This window comes from Streptomyces abikoensis (assembly GCF_014648775.1).
In the GTDB taxonomy this organism is placed as follows: Bacteria; Actinomycetota; Actinomycetes; order Streptomycetales; family Streptomycetaceae; genus Streptomyces; species Streptomyces abikoensis.
Genome location: NZ_BMRT01000017.1, coordinates 1 through 20,565 on the forward strand (window position 1 = coordinate 1; position 20,565 = coordinate 20,565).

The window sequence follows — 20,565 nt, forward strand, 5'->3', positions numbered from 1 at the left end:
GCGCGCGGTCTGCTCCGCAGACACGACGCGCCGCCGCTACGCGGCGGGAGCAGCACCCCACTCCGTGGGGTGCTCCGGGACTCCGTCCCGGAGATCCGGGCCACTCCGTGGCCCGGGAGGCCAACTCCGTTGGCCTCGGGCTCGGATCGCTCCGCGATCCGGCCTGAGGGAACGCGCTCCGCGCGTTCCTGGGCTAGCAGGACCAGTGCGCGGGCGTGGATGACGATGCGTCAGAAGGTTTGTTTCATCGTCTGGTTAGAACGGGGTCGGGTGGAGTGGTAGGCGACCCCGTCATGGCGGTCCTGGGTGGAGGAGATGGATGGACCGGGAGGCTTCAGAAGGGCGGGTGTGCGTCATTCTAGCTGGCCCGCTACCTTATGGAGAGAGCAGCGGTCCCCGTCACGGATTCGGCGCGACCGGGTGGGGCATCCCGACTCGATCGGAATCCCGTTCTTGAGGAGCTGAAAAATCCGGGTTATTGGCTCTCGTAGTTTTTGTCATAAATGAATTCCAGTGGAACCGAAAAGGCGTCAGACGCGGACGGTAAAGGGAAAAGGCATGTCGAGGAAAGAACTGTTCCCGCATCAGGTGGAGGCGGTCGATGCCGTCCTCCGCGCTCTGCAGACCCCCGTCAGCGGGCACATGCCGGCCGGGGGATTGCGGACCCAGGTCATCGCCGCGACCGGCTCGGGCAAAACCTTGATCGCCGCCGAGGCCGCCCGGAAACTGGGGGCGCAGCGGGTGCTGGTCCTGGTGCCGACCCTGGATCTGCTGGCACAGACCGTGGCCGCTTGGAGAGAGGACGGCCGTACCGGGGCGGTGATCGGGGTCTGCTCGCTACGGGCCGAGGACTCCGATGGCGTACCTTGCACGACGGATCCGGCCGAGCTCGTGGCGTGGGTGCAGGGGCTGGGGCGGGTGACGGTGTTCGCCACCTACGCCTCCGTCGGCCTGGGCATCCTGCAACGCGCCCACGCCCAGGGGCTGGGTGTGTGGGACCTGATGGTCGTGGACGAAGCGCACCGGACCAGCGGGGACGCGGGGAAGCCCTGGGCAGCCGTACACGACCAGACCAGGATCCCGGCGGTCCGTCGGCTCTACACGACCGCCACCGCCCGCGTCTGGGAAGCCGCCGGGGGCGGCCGGGGCGAGGAGCCGCGCCTGATCGCGAGTATGGACCCGGACTCCCCCGTCTTCGGGCCTGTGGCGTTCAAGCTGACGCTGTCCGAGGCCGTCAGCCGCGGGCTGGTCGCGCCGTACCAGGTCGTGTGCGTCGACATCACCGACCCTGAGCTGCACGAGGCGCATCAAGTCGCCGGCCCCGGTTCGGACGTGGTGCGCGGGGCGCGGCTGGCGGCGTTGCAGGCCGGGGTTCTGACGGCGGTGGCGCAGGAGGGGTTGCGGAAGGTTCTGGCCTTTCACAGCAAGGTCACCGAGGCGGAGGCCATGGCCGCCGGCGTCGCTGGCGCCGCGCGCCGGCTGTGGGAGGACGATCCGCGCCGGTTCCCGCGGCCGGAGCGGGTGTGGGCCGCCTGGTTGTGCGGTGAGCACCCCCCGGGGCACCGGCGGGCGGTGCTGGAGGAGTTCGCTTCCGACGTCCTCGTGAGCGGGGGCGAGCTGCGGCCGGCCGCGCTGCGCGTGCTCAACTCCGTGAAAGTGCTGGGCGAAGGGGTCGATACAGCGAATTGTGATTCCGTTGCATTCTGTGATGCGCGAGGGTCGATGGTCGATATCGTGCAGATGGTCGGCCGCGCACTCCGTATGAAGCCCGGTGAAGGAAAGATCGCTTCGCTAATCGTTCCCGTATTCCTCGCGCCGGGTGAAAGTCCGGACGAAATGCTGACCTCCCCGGCCTACCGAACCCTGGCGAAGATCCTCGAAGCGCTCCGCGCACACGACACCGACGCCATCGAAGCCCTCGCCGACCCCCGTGTGCGCAGCGGCCGTTACGAACCCGAGGAGGAGGAAGCCGGGGCCGGTGAAGGCGACCAGGAGCGGCTGGAGGGTGAACGGGGGCCGAGTGTGCCCGCGCGGGAGCTGCTGAAGTTCAGCACGCCCCGGGACCCGGCACTGCTGGCGCGGTTCGTGAAGCTGCGGGTGATCGAGCCGGAGAACGCCTTCTGGCGGCGTGGGATCGAGGCGTGCGTGCGGTATGTGAAGGAGACCGGCGCGGTGCAGTTGCGGGTGCCGTACGGCTTCGTCACCCCGCCGGAGTGGTCGCCCGCGGGGTTTCCGCTGGGGACGTGGCTGGCCGATCAGCGGCGTTTCAACAAGGCCGGACGCCTGGCCCCGGCCCGCGTCGCAGAGCTGGACCGGCTGGGGATGGTCTGGTCGCATCAGGACGTCGCGTTCGAGGAAGGGCTTGCCGCCGCTCGTGCCTGGGCTGCCGTGCACGGGCACTTCCTGCCGCCGGCGACCGCCGTCTGGGACGGGTATCCGGTGGGGATCTGGGCCAAGAACATGCGCACCGCCGCCCGGCTCGCGGACGCCATCGCCGAACGCCGCGAGGCCGGCCTCCCCGTCGCATCCAGCACGAAGGCACTCACCGAGGCGCGGCGGGAGGCGCTGGACGAGATCGACCCGGGCTGGTGCCCGGCGTGGGACACCGGGTGGCAGCGCTGCTTCCGCCTCACCCAGGCCCACGTCGAAGGCGGCGGGGCGGTGCCGGTGGTTGCGGGTGAGGTGATCGTGCAGGGCGAAGACCTCGGCCGCTGGGTGATGGCCTGCCGCCTCGACTGGGACGACTTGCTGCCGGTCCAGCAGTGGTTGATCGAGAACGTCCTCGGACTCACCCCAGCCGAAGAACACGAACGACCCATGAAACGCACGCAGGAAGACAAGTGGGCGCTCAATCTCCGCGCGGCTCGGCAGTTCCACGCCCGCGAAGGACACCTCAACGTCCCCAGGAAGCACATCGAGCACCTCGAGCCGGAAGGCCGGCCGACAGGCCCTCAGAGCGGCGCTGAGGAGCTTGTGGGGGTGAAGCTCGGCATGGTGCTCGACAACATCCGCAAACGCGCCGGCAAGCTCACCGAGCAGCGCCGCGCAGACCTCGACGCCCTCGGCATCCGCTGGACCAGCAAGCGCGACGCAAAGTGATACGGCGAAGGCTGCCATCAGCCGTTGGTCAGTCGCGCAGCGGTGGATAGTCGCCATCTGCCTTGGCTGCCTGGTGACGAAGCGCTGGAGATCGAGTTCCCTGTTCGACATGGAAATTCAAGGCAACTGCAGCGACCAGTTCAGCGCAGTACGGGAAGTGTTCGCCGACTCGCTGCGCAGCGGGGCGGATGTCGGTGCCTCGGTGGCGATCTACGTCGACGGCGAGCCTGTGGTCGATCTGTGGGGAGGTTACGCCGACCAGGAATGTATGCAACCGTGGCAACGCGACACCATCACCAACGTGTGGTCCATCACGAAGACGATGACTGCGGTGTGTGCTCTCGTCCTCGCTGATCGCGGCGAGCTCGACCTGTCCGCACCGGTCGCGAAATACTGGCCGGAGTTCGGCATCGCAGGGAAAGACCGCGTGGAGATCCGGCACTTGCTCGGCCACACCGCTGGTCTCCCCGATTGGGATCAGCCCATGACCCTCGATGATCTGTGCGATTGGGAGAAGGTCACCACCCTGCTGGCCCGCCAGTCGCCCCGGTGGGAACCCGGCACGGAGTCTGGCTACCATCGGTTCACCCATGGCTTTCTGCTCGGCGAGGTCGTCCGCCGCGTCTGCCGGCAGTCGATCGGTGCTTTCTTCGCCGACCAGATCGCCGGCCCGCTGGACGTTGATTTCCATATCGGTCTCGCGGCCGAACACGATCACCGAGTCTCCGACGGCATCCCCGCAACCGGCCCCGCGCCCGCAGCCAGCCCTCGTGTGGCCATCCCGGTCGGCGCCTACGTGACCGTCCAGGACACCTGGAGCACCCGGTGGCGCCGCGCCGAAATCCCTGCGGCAGCTGGCTACGGAAACGCACGATCCGTGGCTGCTCTCCAATCGGTCCTCGCCTCTGGAGGCCAGACACCCACGTCACGCCTTCTCTCCGAAGCGACCTGTCGTGCGGTATTCGACGAGCAGTCCCACGGCACCGACCTCGTGCTCGGCATCCCCCTACGCTTCGGCATGGGCTACGCCCTGAACGCCGACGACGCACCGGTCAGCACGACCAACCCTCAGACCTGTTACTGGGGCGGAAGAGGCGGATCGCTGATCGTCAACGACCTCGACGCGCGCATGACCATCGCCTATGTGATGAACCAGATGTCCAACCTCGGCCTCACCGACCCACGCGGCCAGAGGATCCTCCAGGCCGCATACAAGTCGCTGACACGCTGACGGAGCAGACGCCCCACGTGGCACGTGGTCGGACACGCTCGGCGCTCCCTGGAGCGGCAACCGCCATTGGCCAGTGCCGTCGGTAGGGACGGTCAGCAGAGCGAAAGGGCCCGGATCCGTATGGATCCGGGCCCTGCCGAAGCAGTAGCGGGGACAGGATTTGAACCTGCGACCTCTGGGTTATGAGCCCAGCGAGCTACCGAGCTGCTCCACCCCGCGTCGGTAGCCCCCACCGTACGCCATCACAGCGGGTGCCCATGACCACTTTCCGCCAGGACCGGTCTGATACCGAAGGCGTTCAAGGTGGTTTTCCCGCGCGTGGTCCAGCGTGCCTGGCCCTTGCCGGTGGGGTCCAGGGACATGATCGTCATGTAGACGCGTTTCATGGCGGCGCTCTCGTTCGGGACGTGTCGGCGGGCTTTGGCCGCCCGGCGGGTCCGGGTGTTCACGGCTCGATCGCGTTCGTCGTGCGCACGCCGCCCTGCTGGGCGGGTGTGCAGGGTGGTGCGGCGGGCGCCGAGGGAGTCGGTGGTGATCGGGTCCACGGTCACGCCAGATCGCCAGATCGTCCGGGCGCAGCGGGGTGTCGTGCGGGCAGCGGGGTGTCGTGCGGGCAGCGGGGTGTCGTGCGGCGCGACAGCCGCCTTGCCGGCTGCCGGCCCGTGCAACGTGTCTCCGGGGCGCGTTCCTGGTGCTGGAGTAGCCTTCGCGGTCCACCGATCAGGGTGCGCAGGCCAGCGAAGGCCGGGCAGTGCTGGTTGGGGACGGGAGCGTGGTGCCTCGGCGATGGCGGAGGCCGCGGGCGTGGGCGGTTCTTCGGGTAGGGCGGCGTGCCGTATTTCATGGCTGGTCCGGGGTGGGGCTGTGGTCGTGGGCGAACTTCCTGGCGGAGGGGGCGGGCGCGTGGCAGTGCGTCGCGAGCTGGGTGCGGTGACTGTTCCGGGCGTTCAGGAGCTGATCCCTGCCCCCGCATGTGAGGGGCCAAGCGGCTACGTCCCGCCGGCCTCGACGTGGCCGCCCGCGCGGCCGGCACCAGCCGGACGTGAGGGAAGAGGAAGCCCGCTGCAGGCGTAGGAGGCCTGGTACCCGAACCGCCTCTGTCCCAGTCCCGGGTGGGGGTTCAGCCTGTGCATGGTGCTGTTGTTCGCGCGAACGTGCATGGGGCGCCGCATGCCGGGGTGGCTGCTCGGGCGGCGGCCTGAGTGGCCGTGCCGGACTGGTCAGGCTCCTGCGGCGCGGCGCCGGCGGCGGTAGTCGAGGGTGACGGCGGCCAGGAGTGGTCCCCAGGCGACGAGGGGCAGGTAGAGGAATCCGGCGAGGGTGTTGCCGAGAGGGGTCATGTTCGGGTGGGGGAAGGCCCACCAGAGGGCGAACTGGGTGAGGCCCAGGGTCAGCGCCCCGGCGCCGAGGGCCGCCACCACGGTGACCGTGCGCGGGTTCGGCCGGCGTCCGCCGAGGAGAGGGATCCACCGCGGCAGCAGCTCGCCCCATGGCCGGACCAGTCCGAGCGTGAGCAGCGCCAGCAACTCCCCGGCCATGCTGAGCCCGACCACGTACACCGCACCCCAGCCGGTGAAGCCCATCGCCTCGTACCCGGTCTCGGTGTACCCGGCGGTGAAACCGGCTGCCAGCAGCAGGCGCCAGATCCCGGACGGCAGGGTGACCAGCGCGGCGGCATGGGCGGCGCGGACGGCCCAGCGGGGCGGGGGCGGAAGGCTGGGGAGGAGTCGGGTGGTAGTCATGCGCACCATCGTTCCGGCGTTTCGTCGCCCCAGCGTCGTCCCTGAGGACCGGCCTGGAGCCGGCCTCGGGAGGAGATCCGTACCGCTGCCTTCCCCCGCGCGGGGGAAGGCAGTCCTCCCCCGTCGTTCACGGGTACTTCGGTGAGGGTGTGTGCTCGTTGTGGGCCTGGCGTCGCCCGTGGAGCGTGGGCTCGGGCGGCTTCTGGTCGGCGAGCGCCGGGTCGTCATGGCGCAGGCGTATGCGGGACGGTTCCCGGTGTCCGGTGGGCTTCGGTGCGGGGTGGGGTGGGCGTGTCAGTGCGGCTGGTAGTAGGCGTCGATGGGGGTGCGCGCCTCGTCGAACAGGGCGGGGCCGTCCTGCGTCACGGTCGGCCATTGACCCGACGGCGGGTTGAGTTCGATGAGTTGCTCGGTGGAGAGCGCGTATACGACCCGGCCGAGACCGGAGCGGACGATGCCGCCGGCGCACATGATGCAGGGCTCGCAGCTGGTGTACAGGGTCGTGTGTGCGGCGGTCTCCGGGGCGAGTTCGCGGGCTGCCCAGCGGGCGAGTTTCAGTTCCGGGTGGGCGGTGATGTCGTTGTCGCGTCGCACTGTGTTGTGGGCTTCGGCGAGAATCGTGCCGTCCGGGCCGGCCAGGAGGGAGCCGTAGGGGGCGTCGCCCAAGGTGATGGCGTGGGCGGCGATGCCGATCGCGCGACGCAGGAGCTTGTGGTCGGCGGGGGTGATCACGAGGGTGTCCTCCAGTGTGTGGCCACGGTGGTGAGTGCTTGCCAGGCCGCGTGGGGCCGGCGGGTTTCCCGCGGGTCCCCGTGGTAAGGGTCGAGTACGACGATGTCGGCGCCGAGCAGGCGGAGCTGGTCGAGATCGTCGAGATCGTCGGGGATCTGCTCGATGGTGCCGGCACCGGCCGGTCGTTCGGGCTCGTCGACCGCAATGGTGGTCAGCCGCAGGGCGATGCGGGGCGCGAACGCCGGCAACGCGTGGTTCGTCAGGGCCGAGCGCATCCGGGCCAGGGGAAGCCGCAGCGGGTGCCAGGCGTCGCCGAACCTGATGGGACGCCGGATCCCCGCCCCGCTGTTGCCGCCGACCCGGACGGGTACCAGGGCGGTGACCTCCTCGGGCTGCCCGTGCCGGGCGTTGCGCAGGGTGCCCAGGTATGCGTCGGTCAGGCTGCCGCGTGCGGTGAACGGTATGCCGAGTGCGTCGAATTCCTGGCGCGCCCAGCCGGCACCGGCTCCGAGGACGAACCGGCCGCCGCTGAGCCGGCTGAGGTTGGCGGCCATGCGCGCCACCGGCAGCGGATGCCGGTAGGGAAGGACGAGCACCGTCGTGCCCAGCCGCAGGCCGGTGGTCATGCCGGCCAGCCAGGACAGCGTGGTGAACGGCTCGTAGAACGGCTCGGGGTACCGCTCGGCCACGTCCCGGGGTGATGGCCACGTGGTCCGACACCATGAGGAAGTCGAAGCCGAAGCCGAGCCCCTCCGCGGTCCGCGCCCATTCGCGTAGCAGGCCAGGGTCGGTCCCCGGCCCGAAGTTCGGTACGTGGACGCCAAGTTGCATGGCCCGAGGCTATCGCGGCGATCACGGCACATGGAACCGATGTTTCCCGGCGGTGGCGGCGTTCTTCCGTGGTTCTGCCGGTAGAGTCGCGGTATGGCCGTGAATCTTGACGAAGCCGTGAATCTTGACGACATCGACTGGGCGATCATCGGGCAGCTGCAACAGGAGGCCCGCATCTCCCTCAGCGAGTTGGGGCGGCGCGTCAAACTCAGCTCGTCGGCGACAACCGAACGGGTACGGAATCTGGAATCGCTGGGCGTCATCACCGGCTATCACGCCGTGGTGGACCTGGCCAAGGTCGGCTACCCCGTGCTGGCCATCGTCCGGTTGAAGTACCCGGGCAACCGGCACCAGCCGTTGCGCCGGCTGCTCGCCGAACGGCAGGAGATCCTGGAGTGCCTGCGCACCACCGGCGACGACTGCTACACCCTGAAGGTGGCCGCGAGGTCCATGGAGCATCTGGAGACACTCGTGGACGAGCTGGCCGGCTTCGGCAGCACGACCACCAACGTCGTCTACAGCCAGACGCTGGCCTATCGCGGACCCGGCCACCCCTGACGCCACAGCTGCCCGGCCGCAGCGGCGGCCAACGGCCCGTGTCAATCGCCCCCCTGCCGACGCCCCGTTCCGGCGGAACCCGGCGCGCCGGAGGCCCGGACCGACCCCTTTGCGCATCGCGCCGCGCACCCTGCTGTCCGTGCGCTGGTCACGCCCCGTCATCCGATCCCGCATCGCGTGGGGATGCGGGATGACTGCGTGATGGCGCGGGGCGGCCGGGGGCTTTTTCGCTCACGCAGCGCCGACTTTCGCGAAGCCTCCCAGTGCGACGCGAGTTCTTCGAGCACGTAGCCGAAGCGCGTGCGAGACCCTGGGGAGGGCAGGAGGGGAGCAGGCCACACAGGTCCGCAGGCCCAGGTAAGCGTCGCATCGTGGCCAGCCCGCGCGGCCGAGCACGTGCCCTGCACCGCGGCCATTGCCGACGTCGCCTCCCGTCGGGCAGCGCAGGGCGCGGACCGTGCCTCCCGCACGAAGCGGATCACCGGCCGGGCGAACGTGGTGGTGGCGGGAACGAGCGGCCCGCAGGTCCGGGTGTGGTTCACCCGTCCGGGCCGCATGCGCTCGGCGGTGACGGAGCTCAGGGACCGGCGTGCCGAGGAGCCCTGCGGACGAGGTGCGGGTGAGCACCCTGCCGCCCAGCGGTTTGGGGCACGGGCTGGTGGTCCTGGCCGCGGAACCGGTGAGCCCGCAGTTCTTCGCCGGGTGCCGGAGTGTGCCTGGCGGGGGGGGCGGGGGTGGGTCAGGAGAGGTGAAAGGCGGTGGCCAGCATGGCCATCTGGGCTCTCAGGAGCGTTCGGGCGTGGTGGCCCATGCCCGTGTACTGGCCGGACACTTCCAGGTGGGCGGTGCCGTGCAGGTGGGACCAGGCGAGCACGGGGCCGGCGAGGGCGCAGCCTGCGTTCGGGTCGTCGGGGGTGAGGCCGGTGTACTCGTGCAGCCAGTCGGCGGCCGTTTCGTCCTGGTGCAGCCAGGTGGTCATTTCGTCGACGACTGGCTGGACGGCGTGGGTGGGGCGGCCATTGGCGAAGATTTTCACGAAGGGTCCCATGGCGGCGCGGGCGCGGCGGATCGTGTCGGGTGGGGCGGCGTAGCCGGGGATGGGGTTGCCCTGGATCAGTAGGTAGCGGTGGGGTTCGGTGGTGGCCCAGTCGAGGTAGGCGTCGGTCAGGCGGTGGAGGGCGGCGGTGGGGCTGTCGGGCAGGTCGGTGGCCGTGTGGCGGATCGTGGTGGCGATGTCGTCGTAGGCGTCGCGGACCAGGGCGTGGAGGAGGTCGTCGCGGTTGGCGAAGTACCGGTACAGGGCCGGGCCGGACAGTCCGATCTCTTTGGCGATGCGGGTGAGGGCCACGGCGGAGGGTCCGCCTTCGGCCAGTTGGGCGAGGGCGGTCTCCTTGATCTGGGTGCGGGTCTGTTCGCGGTAGCGGGCCCGGGGGCTGGTTGCCGCGGCGGCCATGGCGTTCCTCCTGTGCTGTGCGGTGTCCCGGGGGGTCTTCGGTGGGTCTTGCCTGGATCACACCCGAGAGAGTTATAGTGTCTAACAGAGGTGATTCATCGTAACTCATGGGCTGGCGCGCGTGGATGACAGCCCGTCCGAAGAGCTGGAGGACATCCTCATGAACGCCGCCGATCTCCACGTCGTCCTGGGTGCGGGCCCCGCGGGCACCGCCGTCGCCGCCGAACTGGCCCGCCGGGGCCACCGGGTCCGTCTCGTCGACCGCTCGGGCACCGGTGCGCCCGTCGACGGAGTCGAGCGCCGCAAGGGCGATGTGAGCACCGTCGAGGGAGCGCTGACGGCGATCGAGGGCGCCGGTGTGGTCCACCACTGCGTGAATGCCGCCTATCACCTGCAGGTCGAGGTCATGCCCGGCATCCAGGACGCGATCCTCGGCGCGGTGGAGACCACCGGGGCACGCCTCGTCGTCCTCGACACCCTCTACCCCTACGGCGAGACACACGGCCGGGTCATGACCGAGGACACCCCGTGGAACGCGACCGGCGCCAAGGGCAGGATGCGGGCCGTCCTCGACGAGAAGTACCTGGCCGCGCACCGTGACGGCCGGGCCCGTGTCGTGCTCGGCCGCTCGGCGGACTTCGTCGGCCCCGGCGTGCTCAACTCCACCCTGGGCGGTGCCGTCTTCCCCGGTGCCCTGACCGGAGGCGAGGTGCTGGGCCTGGGCGACATCGACCTGCCCCACAGCTACACCGACATCCGCGATGTCGCCGCCGGCCTGGCCACCCTGGGCGAACGCCCCGACGGCGACGGCCGCGTCTGGCACCTGCCCACCGGCCCCGCCCGGACCACCCGCGAGATCTTCCAGCAGATCGAACGGAAGACCGGACAGCCCCTGAAGATCACCATCATGAGCGAGCCGCGCCCCTTCGGGCCGTTCGACGAGGTGTTCATAGACTCCTACGCCGAGCTGTTCTACCAGCACACCGAACCACAGGTGATGGACTCCACCGCGATCCAGGAGACCTTCGGCATCAGGCCGACCGCCCTCGAGACCACCCTGGACGACACCCTCGCCCGGGCCCGGCACTGACCACCGACCGCGGACAACGGACAGCGGACGCCGGGCCACGGACGCGGGACCGCGGATGCCGGCGCCCCCCTGAACGCGGCGTCCGTCACGGACGATGAGCCGCGGCGGGCCTCCCCCGCGGCGCCGCAACGCCTCCGCAAGCGGGGAAATCCCCGTCCAGCGGCCGGCCCTCCCGGTGACGCCGCCGGCCCGACGCCACCAGGCAAGGAGCAGGTCACCGCGCCCACCACAGCACCGGGCCCGCCGGGCCACAACCAGCCTCCTGACGGTCACGGCCCCGGAACCGCCTTCCTCACCAGGCCCCTCTCCCCCAATCCGCCGGCGCCATACGGCTCGTGAAGCCGGAGAACGCCCCCTCCGCCACCGGCGCACCCTGCGGGAGCGCACGCCCATGAGCACGCGCCGGCTTCACCAGACGACGATCCCGCCATTCCCGGCCTGGCCCCTTGTGCGGCGGCGACGATGTCCCCGAAGCACCCGGTGACACAGCCGGCGTCGCAGCGCCCCGTTCGGCAAGCCGGCCGAGGCGGCAACGGACCGTCTCGCACCCGGTGAGGACAACACCGATCCCGTCCCGCTCCACGCAGAGCTCGCCGGCCTCGAGCAGGGGGAAGAACCGGGAATCCCGGGCCCGGACCGCCCCGCAGCCCTACAGGCGGGTACGGCTACTCTCCAACCCGGCCAACGTGGCACCGCCCCCAGGACCCCCAGGACGGTCGTGGCCGCCGTCGGCGTCGTGGACAAAGGTATGCACACTCAGGCTCAGGCCCGACTGCGCACACACCGCAACCCTCCCGTCGAACGCAGTCCGGCCGAAGGAGCCGGACGCACCGCCGCTGCCGGACGCACCGCCGCTGGGGGGCGCACCGTTTGGGGGGCTGCGGTTTGTGCACAGTCGGGCCATACCGTGCCGCGTCGTCGTGCCGCGAAACCCGGCTGGGGTGCAGTGCTCGGGGCTCTCTCACCGGGGTGCCGCAGTCCTGGAACGCCTCGGCAGCCCACGTGTTGCCCGGGCTGTGGGCAGCGGGTTCCCGCTCGCACCGGCTCTCCCGGCTCGTCCGTGGGCAGCTCCTGCCCTCCACCGCGCTCCGGCGAAACAAAGGAAAGATCGCCGAATTGCCTTAGGGTCGAAGACGCGGGGGCGCGGCAGCGCCTTCACATCGTCAGAACACCGGCGAGCGTAGCGGCAGTCACGGAGCAGTCGGGGGCGTCAGCGCCGCCGTAGAGCAGTGGGGAACCCTGCGGGGCCGGCCGGTCATCGTTGTGCCGGGCCGAGATCGCTGTGCTCGCCCGTACGGTCACAGGCCCGCAGGGCGGAGCGGCCGGAGCGGCCGGTGCGGCCGATGTGTCCTCGTCCGGGCGCCTGGAGATCATGCGGTCAGGGGCGGCAGCCTGTACCGCTCGGCGATCGTCGCCCGGCTCACCGAGGCCGCCCGCCGCATCGGGGACGGCGTCCCCTCCTCCCTGAGAGGGTGTCGGCAAACCCGGATCAGTTCCACCGCCCAGCTGATCGAACATCTCTCCCCGACGGGGCCACCGCCCGAGCCATGTGATTAACCGACAAATAATCAATAGGGGTTAAATTGCCGCAAGGCCCTGTATGACATCAACATAGTGCGCTGTCATATCCGTGCCAGATCGCCCCGCTCGTCTCGTCGCACCCATCAGGGGAAGGCAGGAACATGGGCAGATTCAGGTACGGAACCGCGGCATCGGCCATCGTGCTGGCCGCCTCGGGATTGCTTGCGGCCGCGGGAGGCACGGCTCACGCGGAAGCGGGTTACGACAACATCGGCATGTACAAGCAGGAGAAGACCCAGTGGTGCTGGGTTGCCTCCGGGCTGACCATCGCCAAGTTCCAGGGCTTCGGCTCCACGCAGACGGACTTCTGCAACCGGGCTCAGCCCTACTACGGCTGCGACAACCAGCCCGCCACGCTCGACGACATGGCCAGGGCCTGGAGCAGCCTCGGCATGACCCGCCCCGGCTCGGGTCTCAACAGCGCGGCCACGTTCAACCAGGTGTACACCGACGTCAAGGCGGCCCGGCCGATCGGTGCCCGCATCGGGTGGACGTCCGGTGGTGGCCACATGAACGTGGTCTACGGCTTCGACACGTCGAACAACACGATCGCCGTGGGCGACCCGTGGCCGGACACGGCCACGTACACGTGGTGGAACTACAACGACTACGTGAGCAACAGCTCGTTCAAGTGGACCCATTCCCGCGTCGGCATCTCCCGCTAAGGCAGGCGACATGCGCGTGACCAGCTGTACCAGAACGTCCGGCAAGCAGGCGGGCTCTCGCTTCTCCCGCTGCTCCATCGTCATCGCACTGAGCGCATCCGCACTGCTGTCCGTCCTCGGCCCGGCCCACGCGGCCCCGGCCAAGGACCCGCTCCCGGCCGACATCCCCGGCTATCAGGCCGCCCTCGACGCGGTGAAGTCCACGGCCGTCCGCAACGCCGTCTGCCGCTTCCTGAACACTCCGGTGCCCACCGGCGGCGCCGGCGGACCGGTGCAGACGATCCCCGAAACCGCCGAGCCGTGCCAGGGCCTCCCGGCCTTCACGATCAAGGACCCGGTGGCACTGAACGAGATCACCCCGGGGTTTGTCGCGGGCACCGCCCAGCCACTGCCCGCCGAGGCAGTCAAGCTGACGTACTTGGTCTCCTCGCTGAGCGCCACCGTCAACGATCGCAACGCCACCGTCGTGCTCGCCCCCACCCAGGGCGGCGGCTGGCATCTGGCGGCCGTGCGCGACGGCGACAGCGACGCCACGTACGCCGGCAAGGCCACCGTGGGAACGCTGGTCTTCACCGAGCCGCAAATCCGCGGCTGGTACCAACTCAGGCTCAACACCGTCGAGCCGCTCAACGACCAGGCCCGGCAAGGACTGGGCGGCCAGGCGTCGGTGTCGCTCAGCGACTACCAGAAGCTGGTCAAGGCCCGCTACGCCGACAAGCTGCCCGGCTCGGAGTACGACACCAAGGGCTACTCCAGCGGCTACAGCCCCCAGCACAAGGCGGACGACTCCTCGTCCCCCACCCCGCTGATCGCCGGCGGTTCCGGCGCGGCACTCGCCCTCGCGGGCGGGGCCCTCGCGCTCCGCCGGCGCCGGCGCGCAAGCACCGCCTGATCCCGACCCCGTACGCCCCCTCGCCCCGCCCGCGGCAGCCAGCCGAGGGCGGGGCGAAGCCCTGTCCTGGACCACGCCCCCACAACAGGCCGACCCTCGCAGAGGGGAGACGGGGAGCCGAGAGCGTATCGGAGAACCCTTGGTCGAGGGGTTCACCGTGCTGGGTTCCCAGGTCCCGTGGCGTGGGGTGGGGCCGGCCGGCCGCCGTACTGTCTGCCGCCCCCGGCTTGGCACATCCGGCTTGGCACATCCGCACATCGTCAGGGCCTGTCCGATGGGTCCCGGACGTTGCGCTCGTTTTCGCGACGCAACGTCCGGGCTTGTGGCTACGGCCTCTGGAACGACACGCTGTAGGGACCGGTCTCGTGGGTCAGTCCTTCGGGCCGGAGGCACTGCTGCATGTTCCGCTGGGTGTCGTCGAGGATGGTCTCGACGGCGTCTCCCAGGAACTCACCGGCCGTCACTCTGCCTCGGAAGACGCTGAGCACGTTGCCGCCGGTCGAGTCCGCGACGTACTTTCCGTCGGCCGTGCTGGTCCGGCCGTTGTTCCAGTGGAACATCAGGGTGACGGGACCGGTGAAGAGCGGCGTCAGGCAGGACATGACGAAGTCACCCTCGAATATCTCTGTCCTGCTGGTCAGTGTGGGGTCGGTGGACGTGCAGCTCATCTGCTGTTCCCCGTGGAAGTGCACGAGCTGGGGCTTCAGTGTCAGGCCGGGGGTGTAGGTCCCGTCTTCTGTGCCCTTGCACAGGACGTCGACGGTGACGGCGTGCGCGGTGGTCGCCGGCCCCGCCAGCGGGAAGGCAACGGCGAGCAACAGCGCCGCCGCTGAGGCACGTGCGGTTCTCATGGTCTTCAGCGTGCGCATGGCAGACCTCTTCCGTCCGGTGCGGGGTGCGATGGCCCCGTCGAATACCGGCCATGGTCGGCCCGCCCGGCCCCCATCGATATGCCCGTACAGGGGCGCACAGGCGCCACCCGGAGCGCACAAAACACACCGAGCACCCCACCGGGCTTGGCAGTCCCCGAGATCTCGGAGCACGCTGCACGACCCGCCGGACACGCCTTAACCCAGACAGGTGAATTACACGGACACCAGTACATGACGTTGACGCTTCCTGCTGTCCTGAGCACACGGTTCGACGCACAGGAGGCGTTATGTCCTGGAAGACCGGAACCGCTGTCCGCAGATCCCCTGTCATCGCTGCGTTGAGCGCGGGCGCGGTTGCGCTGCTCTTCGGCTTCTCCCCCGCGGCCCAGGCAGCGTCGGGCACCTTCGCCTACTACACCACCTCATGGCAGACGATCAGCGATCCCGCCAACAGCGTGTGCTACTCCTTCAACGGCACTGCCACGGCCGTCCGGAACAACACCGACACCACGGCAGTGGTCTACAGCGATTCCCACTGCAGCACCCCAGTCGCGACCGTGGGACCGAGCGTTCAGACCCAACTACAAAGTGCCGGAAGTGCCAGATTCGGGCAGTGATCCCGGCACGCCTGCACCAGAAACAGCGGCACAGGTCACCCGCTCGCATGCTGCATCCTGCCCCAGTGGCCGGTCCGCGGCCTGTCGCCGCGTGCCAGGCGCCGTGCCATGAGGGTGATCAAGGACCAGGCCAGATGAACCTCCGCACATTCGAGCAAACACTCATAGCCCCGGACATTTCGGCGGGCTTTCATCAGCCATCCCAGCATGCGCCCGGCCTTCCAGCAGCGAGGGATGACGACGAAGCCCTTCGCGTTCCCGGGCCGGAAGACGGCACGAAGGCGCAGGTCGAGGAAGTCCTCGGCCCAGCCGACGAGCCGGCCGGCGAAGGCGCGGCCGGCGAAGACCTGGACGAGCCGGGGACGGGCCAGTCGTAAGCGCCAGAGCAGTCCGCGGCCGGCGTCGCGGTCGCGCTCATGTCCGCGGGCGTCACCAGGACCATCACCGGCAGGCCGTGGGTGTCGACCGCGATGTGTCCCCTTCCTCCCGTTGATTTTCTTTCCCGCGCCGTAGCCGCGCATCGCCCTGCCGACCATCTCGGCAGCCTTCCTCGGCGGCCTTCACCGACCGGGAGCCGACGATCAGGATGACGGGGCAGGCGCAGCGTCCGCCGCCGGTACGGATCCGGCGGCGGAGCTGGTCCCGGATGCAGGCCACGACACCCGTGCGGACTGCGAGCCGAAGGGCGGCAGGTCGACCCACCTGCGGAACGCGTAGCAGACCGTGGACCATGGCGGGAAGCCGGAGGGCAAAGCACGCTATTTCGCCCCGTTGCCGACCAGATTCCTGATCGCGTCAACGACGTCGTGACGATGCCACTTCTCCGGCCGGCCGCCGGTCTTGGTCCGGCATGCCCCCACCGGTAGAAGCGGCCCGATCAGCGCCCACTCCGCGACGGTGGTCCCGGAGGGGGAGCGACGACGGCAGGAGGGTGCGGGCATGCCGGGCTGCCCAGGCTTTGGCGAGCTGGTCCAGGGTCGCGCGGACCCCGGCGAGCTGGGCGACGGCGAGGTCGGCCCACTCGTCCCCGGGGTGGCGGGCCAGGCGCGGGCCGAGCGTCCCCGTGATCACCCGGGTCAGCCGGCCGAAGACGATCCGGAACTGCTTCTACTCGTACCCGGTCCAGTCCGCCGGCTCATCCGAGAACATGCAGCCGTCCCGGCGGCACCAGATGACCGGGGTCAGGTGCTCGGCGCCAGATGCTCGGGTCAGGTGCTCGGGGTCAGGTGCTCGGCGGCGCCGATGTCGCGCAGGTGCCCGATGCCGCGGGCGACCTTCGACGGCGTCAGCCTTGTGGCGGCGACGAGCCGGCTGGTGCGCAGGCCGGCGGGACGGGCCTCCAGCAACGCCGCCCGGACCAGGTCGCCGCAGCGCTCGGCGACAGGCCGCGGCTCGCCGGCCATGGTCACCCGCCCCTGAGGAGCTGGACCAGCTGCCCGTCCAGGATGAAGTCCCCCCGGCCCATCGCGGCCTCCAACCAGCCGGCCGCGGTGCGGACCTTGGTGACGCCGCGGCGAACGTGCTCACGCTCGTCGTCGCTGAACTCCTGCCCGCGCAGCCTGGGCACGAGCCGGCCGAGGGTGGCGACGAACTGGTGGCAGGAGCCGACCAGGTCCAGGTACTCGACGGTGTGCTCGATCTTACGGACGGCAGGGATGCGGTCGCGGACGCGTTCGCGGGCGGCTTCAGAGTTGCCGAACCAGGCGCGGTTGACGACCATCCGCGCGGTGTCGTCGCGCATCGCCTCCCGGGCCACCGACGGCCGCCGCAGCAGATCCCGGGTCACCTCCTGGGCGACCGTCTCGTCGCGGGTGAGTTCGGCGACCGCCCGCAGCTTCTGCTCCGGGGCGACCTGCTGGGCCACGGTGGGGCGTCGTAGCAGGTCGGTGGCCACCAGCGCGGCGACCTCCTCGTCCCGGGTCAGGTCGCTGACGGCGGCGACCTTCTCCTCCACCGTCACCGGACGGTCCACCCGCTGCCCCACCAGCCGCTTCGCCGCGCCCGGCGTCGTCCGGGATCGTGGCCAGGACGCGGCGGACGGCGAAGGAGACGTCCTCGCGGCGTTTACCGGCCGGCCACCGGTTGGCGGTGTAACGCCAGTCCTCCACCGTCCCCAAAGCTACCCCGACTTCGTCCGCGAACCAGCCCAGCGACTCCACGATGGTAAACAGGTCATCGATGCCGTGGGGCATCGCCCCGCCCACCGGCCGCACCGGCTCGATCTCCAGCGCGATGTCGCCCAGATCGAACTGGGCCCGGGCGACCTGCCTGACCAGATCCTTCGCCTTCGCGACGAGCTCCTCGAAACGCTCCACCGTCACGTTCCCGACCCGCTCCGCCACGAGTGATCACCACCTCGCCCCGGACACCGGGCCCACCACCGGCCGAGGTGGGTAAATCGGATTACCCGGCACCGGTTCCCGGCCAGAGTGAACCCCGCGCGCCACCGTGAGCCAGAAGTGCAACACCCGCGCTCGAACCACCCCACGGGCGCCCACAAACCACATGCAAAACGGACGAGACGCACGCGGCCGCCGCGGCGTTCGCCTACGGCGTCTCCGCAACGCTCTTCCGCGACGCCGCCCGCGCACGACAGGCCCGCACCCGGCACCGCGGCGAACAGTAGACCGCCGACCGGCCCCGCTCCACCCCCACCGTCCAGCACCGCCCGCACACCGGGCACTCTGCTCACCCAGCTTCAACGCGATCACCCGCCCACCAGCACGCCGCAACCTCCACCACCGCCGCGACCTGCACCTCGACGAACAGAACAACGCCGACTGCGCCATCCCCGACAGCAGCGGATCAGAGCACTCCCGGCAATACCACGCCCCAGCCCCGCCCGACACCACGACCAACAGCATCCACCACCATCAGCCCGCCGACCACGAGTTCTCCAACACATACTGAAAGCCTGAGCGTCCGGCGCGGCCGCCGGTCTGGCGGCGCCGGCCGGCGGGGCAGCCACGACAGCGGCCGGTACACCACCGTCCATGTGTATCGGGCTGGTGCGCAGAAAACCGCACAGGACGGGGAGCGGAATTCCACGGGGGGGGAAGGCGCACCGGGCATCAGGGGCGAGAGCGTCCTGTGGCAGCTCGCGTATGCGCCGGTACGCGCACACTGGTGCGAACCTCCTCTCGGCAGGCCCCTGGGCCAGCCGTCACACATACCCCGCACGCCTCAGCCACCGCCTCACCGCACGGCGACGAAGCCGCTCCCCGGCCTGCCCAGCCGTAAAGCCCGGAAGGTGCCCGCATCCCTTGATGGACGCTCTTATTTTTCACTGAGATCGTTCCCTTAGCGTCTCGTTCATGATGACGCAACGTGGTGCAGCCGGATCTGTTGTCCTCACGGCCATGGCCCTGACGGCCACCGTCGGGGTGGCCGCCGCGGCCCCCGCCCCCGGCAAGACCGCCACCGCCCCCGTGTCCCACGGCAAGGTGACGGACAACCTGTACATGTCGCTCGGCGCGTTCGAGGACGCCACATCCGGCGAGGACCCGAAGGTCAAAGCCATGATCGACCGTACGGACATCGGCGGCGTACAGGTGGTAGTGCCCTGGAAGGCCCTCGAGAAGCAGAAGGGCGAGTACACGTGGTCACGGCTGGACAATGCCCTGAAGTATCTCCAGGAACGCCACAAGAAACTGTTCGTCCAGGTCCAGGACCGGTTCTTCGACGTAGCCATGAAGGACGCCAACCTTCCCCAGTACGTGAAGGACGCGGGCGGCATCGCGCCGACGATCGATGAGAACCCTGACAACCCCACCACCCACGGGGCCATGGCCGCGCAGTGGAACAACGAGGTGCGAGCGGACTTCCAGGCCATGCTCAAGGCGATGGCCAAGAAGTTCGACGGCAAGCTCGCCGGGGTGAACCTCCCCGAGACCGCGGTTGAGGTGGACACCAAGAACGACCGGACCAAGTACACCTCGAAGTCCTACATCGACGCCGAGATCGACAACATGCGCTACGGCAGGAAAGTCTTCACCAAGACACAGTTCATCCAGTACATCAACTTCCTGCCCGATGACGACGACCACCAGCGCATGAAGGAGATGTTCGACCTCGCCCGGGACAAGAAGATCGGCATCGGAGGACCGGACACCCTGCCGGACCGCAAGTACCAGATGGAAAACTCCTACAAGTTCCTCCACGCATACAAGGACACCCTCCCCCTCGTCGCGATGGCCGTCCAGGAACCCGACATCAACGCCAAGGACCCCCAGACCGGCAAGCCCTACACCCGGACACGGTTCACGGACTTCGCCCACGACTACCTCGGAGCGCGCCAGATGTTCTGGACCACCGAAGCAGACTGGCTGCACAAGCCCGCCGCATGACATGACACGTGCACGGGCCCGGCTGCTCGATCCCGTGTGAGTGACCGAGTGCCCCCGGGATGGCACAGCCCCACGATGTGAGCACCACAGGGCCAACGGGAAGTGCGCAGCAGGAGCGATCCGGGACTCACAGCAGCAGGCCCTGGCTGTTCTCCTTCGCGGAGAGCGGCCGGGGCCTGCTGGTGGTACGGGGCCGGCGACGGGCCGGCACCCGGGGTTCCGGCGGGCGGGCGCCTCGCTGTATACGGCGGGGCGTGGCGGCGCAGCGGTGTCCGGTCAGCAGGCTCTCACCGGCCATGTCATCCGCCGACGCCACAACCAGGGCTGATCTGATCCAGAGTTCTCAGACCGCGTCACCGGCGAGGACCTCTCACGCCCCGTGCCAGGCCCCCACCCCGGCACCCAGCCCCAAAGCCGCGACGCGGCGTCGGGCGGGGGCCGTCCTGTGAGCGGAGCAGCGTGCGCCGGGACCATGGCATGCGATTTTCTCTGGTCGGCGTGTGGTCGAGAGCCTTAAGCGAGCTCGCACGCGTGGCGCAGGTTGGTGGGCAGGTGGGTGGCGGCCGCGTCCTGCTGCCACACCACCCGTAGCGCACGGCTGTTGCCCGGTACCGGGGCAAGGGCGACCCCGGTCTCCTCGCCGTCCGCTGCCGCTTCGGAGTTGTACGGCGGCAGGCCCGCCAGGAGCACGGCCTCGAGCACCGCCCGTGCCGGTTCCGTCTGCCGCCCGGTGAGGGCCTCGCCGTCAGCACCGCGAGGGGGAGCGAAGTAGCGCGCCTGCAACCGGTAGTCCCCACCTCTCGGGTCCATCACGGGCACGTGCTCCCTTCTGGCCACGAACGCGTGATCCGGGGCA

General features: G+C 69.8%; 18 protein-coding genes, 1 tRNA gene and 2 pseudogenes. 10 read left to right on the forward strand and 11 right to left on the reverse strand.

What is annotated here, in order from left to right; genetic code table 11:
• Positions 1-558 precede the first annotated feature (558 nt).
• Together IE096_RS30555 and IE096_RS30560 are read left to right on the forward strand one after the other, a co-directional pair.
• Positions 559-3,099, forward strand: a complete 2,541-nt coding sequence (locus IE096_RS30555; RefSeq protein ID WP_189457265.1) for a DEAD/DEAH box helicase — start codon at positions 559-561, stop codon at positions 3,097-3,099.
• A 109-nt stretch (positions 3,100-3,208) separates the two neighbouring features.
• Entirely contained in the window at positions 3,209-4,330 is a 1,122-nt protein-coding gene (locus tag IE096_RS30560) for a serine hydrolase domain-containing protein (RefSeq protein ID WP_189457266.1), read from the forward strand.
• Between the two features lie 145 nt (positions 4,331-4,475).
• Here the strand turns inward: IE096_RS30560 and IE096_RS30565 are convergent.
• The 5 genes and pseudogenes from IE096_RS30565 to IE096_RS30585 form a co-directional block, all read right to left on the reverse strand.
• Positions 4,476-4,549 (reverse strand) — tRNA-Met (locus IE096_RS30565).
• 23 nt (positions 4,550-4,572) lie between these two features.
• A pseudogene (locus IE096_RS30570) lies at positions 4,573-4,805 on the reverse strand (transposase); the annotation flags it as partial.
• Positions 4,806-5,550: 745 nt separating this feature from the next.
• Positions 5,551-6,072, reverse strand: coding sequence for a hypothetical protein (locus IE096_RS30575; protein WP_308430401.1), 522 nt, complete (start codon positions 6,070-6,072; stop codon positions 5,551-5,553).
• A gap of 294 nt (positions 6,073-6,366) precedes the next feature.
• Positions 6,367-6,804, reverse strand: a complete 438-nt coding sequence (locus IE096_RS30580) for a nucleoside deaminase (RefSeq protein ID WP_189457270.1) — start codon at positions 6,802-6,804, stop codon at positions 6,367-6,369.
• Positions 6,801-7,635 (reverse strand): annotated as a pseudogene (locus IE096_RS30585) (LLM class flavin-dependent oxidoreductase). Before IE096_RS30585 ends, IE096_RS30580 begins: the two are co-directional and overlap by 4 nt.
• A 93-nt stretch (positions 7,636-7,728) precedes the next feature.
• Between IE096_RS30585 and IE096_RS30590 the strand changes: the two are divergent.
• Complete coding sequence (locus tag IE096_RS30590; RefSeq protein ID WP_189457272.1) at positions 7,729-8,193, forward strand: Lrp/AsnC family transcriptional regulator; 465 nt, start codon at positions 7,729-7,731, stop codon at positions 8,191-8,193.
• A 739-nt stretch (positions 8,194-8,932) separates the two neighbouring features.
• Here IE096_RS30590 and IE096_RS30595 read toward each other — a convergent pair.
• Positions 8,933-9,646, reverse strand: coding sequence for a TetR/AcrR family transcriptional regulator (locus IE096_RS30595; RefSeq protein WP_189457274.1), 714 nt, complete (start codon positions 9,644-9,646; stop codon positions 8,933-8,935).
• A 160-nt stretch (positions 9,647-9,806) separates the two neighbouring features.
• On the opposite strand from IE096_RS30595, the gene IE096_RS30600 reads away from it, so the two are divergent.
• From IE096_RS30600 to IE096_RS30610, 3 genes are all read left to right on the forward strand, one after another.
• On the forward strand, positions 9,807-10,736 hold the full coding sequence (locus IE096_RS30600; RefSeq protein ID WP_189457317.1) for an NAD-dependent epimerase/dehydratase family protein: 930 nt from the start codon (positions 9,807-9,809) through the stop codon (positions 10,734-10,736).
• Between the two features lie 1,682 nt (positions 10,737-12,418).
• Complete coding sequence (locus tag IE096_RS30605) at positions 12,419-12,982, forward strand: papain-like cysteine protease family protein (protein WP_189457276.1); 564 nt, start codon at positions 12,419-12,421, stop codon at positions 12,980-12,982.
• A gap of 10 nt (positions 12,983-12,992) precedes the next feature.
• Positions 12,993-13,874: a hypothetical protein gene (locus IE096_RS30610; RefSeq protein WP_189457278.1), complete on the forward strand. Its 882-nt coding sequence runs from the start codon at positions 12,993-12,995 to the stop codon at positions 13,872-13,874.
• A 326-nt stretch (positions 13,875-14,200) separates the two neighbouring features.
• Here the strand turns inward: IE096_RS30610 and IE096_RS30615 are convergent, their stop codons facing one another.
• A complete protein-coding gene (locus IE096_RS30615) occupies positions 14,201-14,725 on the reverse strand; it encodes a hypothetical protein (protein ID WP_189457280.1) in 525 nt (174 codons plus the stop codon).
• Between the two features lie 308 nt (positions 14,726-15,033).
• Here IE096_RS30615 and IE096_RS30620 point away from each other — a divergent pair, with 308 nt between their 5' ends.
• Both IE096_RS30620 and IE096_RS30625 read left to right on the forward strand, forming a co-directional pair.
• Complete coding sequence (locus IE096_RS30620; protein WP_189457282.1) at positions 15,034-15,363, forward strand: hypothetical protein; 330 nt, start codon at positions 15,034-15,036, stop codon at positions 15,361-15,363.
• 134 nt (positions 15,364-15,497) lie between these two features.
• Positions 15,498-15,740 carry a hypothetical protein gene (locus tag IE096_RS30625; RefSeq protein WP_189457284.1) on the forward strand — a complete coding sequence of 81 codons (243 nt, stop codon included), beginning with the start codon at positions 15,498-15,500 and terminating at the stop codon, positions 15,738-15,740.
• Between the two features lie 831 nt (positions 15,741-16,571).
• Here IE096_RS30625 and IE096_RS30630 read toward each other — a convergent pair.
• The gene (locus IE096_RS30630; RefSeq protein WP_189457286.1) at positions 16,572-16,766 is read right to left on the reverse strand and encodes a hypothetical protein; all 195 of its coding nucleotides are present in this window, start codon (positions 16,764-16,766) and stop codon (positions 16,572-16,574) included.
• 2 nt (positions 16,767-16,768) lie between these two features.
• Positions 16,769-17,347 (reverse strand): DUF6192 family protein, encoded by a 579-nt coding sequence (locus IE096_RS31710; protein WP_308430402.1) that lies wholly within the window; start codon positions 17,345-17,347, stop codon positions 16,769-16,771.
• Positions 17,348-17,546: 199 nt separating this feature from the next.
• On the opposite strand from IE096_RS31710, the gene IE096_RS31715 reads away from it, so the two are divergent.
• Both IE096_RS31715 and IE096_RS30640 read left to right on the forward strand, forming a co-directional pair.
• Positions 17,547-17,711, forward strand: a complete 165-nt coding sequence (locus IE096_RS31715) for a hypothetical protein (protein WP_229820742.1) — start codon at positions 17,547-17,549, stop codon at positions 17,709-17,711.
• A gap of 1,011 nt (positions 17,712-18,722) precedes the next feature.
• The gene (locus IE096_RS30640) at positions 18,723-19,709 is read left to right on the forward strand and encodes a hypothetical protein (RefSeq protein ID WP_229820744.1); all 987 of its coding nucleotides are present in this window, start codon (positions 18,723-18,725) and stop codon (positions 19,707-19,709) included.
• Positions 19,710-19,836: 127 nt separating this feature from the next.
• On the opposite strand, the gene IE096_RS30645 is transcribed toward IE096_RS30640, so the two are convergent.
• Positions 19,837-20,007: a hypothetical protein gene (locus IE096_RS30645; RefSeq protein WP_189457287.1), complete on the reverse strand. Its 171-nt coding sequence runs from the start codon at positions 20,005-20,007 to the stop codon at positions 19,837-19,839.
• A gap of 215 nt (positions 20,008-20,222) precedes the next feature.
• The gene (locus tag IE096_RS30650) at positions 20,223-20,522 is read right to left on the reverse strand and encodes a hypothetical protein (RefSeq protein ID WP_189457289.1); all 300 of its coding nucleotides are present in this window, start codon (positions 20,520-20,522) and stop codon (positions 20,223-20,225) included.
• Between the last annotated feature and the right edge of the window lie 43 nt (positions 20,523-20,565).

Excerpts from the sequence above, each read along its gene's own strand:
- IE096_RS30595 (WP_189457274.1), bottom strand. The coding sequence starts at position 9,646 with ATGGCCGCCGCGGCAACCAGCCCCCGGGCCCGCTACCGCGAACAGACC.
- IE096_RS30560 (WP_189457266.1), top strand. The coding sequence starts at position 3,209 with ATGGAAATTCAAGGCAACTGCAGCGACCAGTTCAGCGCAGTACGGGAA.
- IE096_RS30640 (WP_229820744.1), top strand. The coding sequence starts at position 18,723 with ATGGCCCTGACGGCCACCGTCGGGGTGGCCGCCGCGGCCCCCGCCCCC.
- IE096_RS30600 (WP_189457317.1), top strand. The coding sequence starts at position 9,807 with ATGAACGCCGCCGATCTCCACGTCGTCCTGGGTGCGGGCCCCGCGGGC.
- IE096_RS30555 (WP_189457265.1), top strand. The coding sequence starts at position 559 with ATGTCGAGGAAAGAACTGTTCCCGCATCAGGTGGAGGCGGTCGATGCC.
- IE096_RS30630 (WP_189457286.1), bottom strand. The coding sequence starts at position 16,766 with ATGGCCGGCGAGCCGCGGCCTGTCGCCGAGCGCTGCGGCGACCTGGTC.
- IE096_RS30605 (WP_189457276.1), top strand. The coding sequence starts at position 12,419 with ATGGGCAGATTCAGGTACGGAACCGCGGCATCGGCCATCGTGCTGGCC.
- IE096_RS30620 (WP_189457282.1), top strand. The coding sequence starts at position 15,034 with ATGTCCTGGAAGACCGGAACCGCTGTCCGCAGATCCCCTGTCATCGCT.
- IE096_RS30610 (WP_189457278.1), top strand. The coding sequence starts at position 12,993 with ATGCGCGTGACCAGCTGTACCAGAACGTCCGGCAAGCAGGCGGGCTCT.
- IE096_RS30590 (WP_189457272.1), top strand. The coding sequence starts at position 7,729 with ATGGCCGTGAATCTTGACGAAGCCGTGAATCTTGACGACATCGACTGG.
- IE096_RS30625 (WP_189457284.1), top strand. The coding sequence starts at position 15,498 with ATGAACCTCCGCACATTCGAGCAAACACTCATAGCCCCGGACATTTCG.
- IE096_RS30645 (WP_189457287.1), bottom strand. The coding sequence starts at position 20,007 with ATGGCCGGTGAGAGCCTGCTGACCGGACACCGCTGCGCCGCCACGCCC.
- IE096_RS30615 (WP_189457280.1), bottom strand. The coding sequence starts at position 14,725 with ATGAGAACCGCACGTGCCTCAGCGGCGGCGCTGTTGCTCGCCGTTGCC.
- IE096_RS30575 (WP_308430401.1), bottom strand. The coding sequence starts at position 6,072 with ATGACTACCACCCGACTCCTCCCCAGCCTTCCGCCCCCGCCCCGCTGG.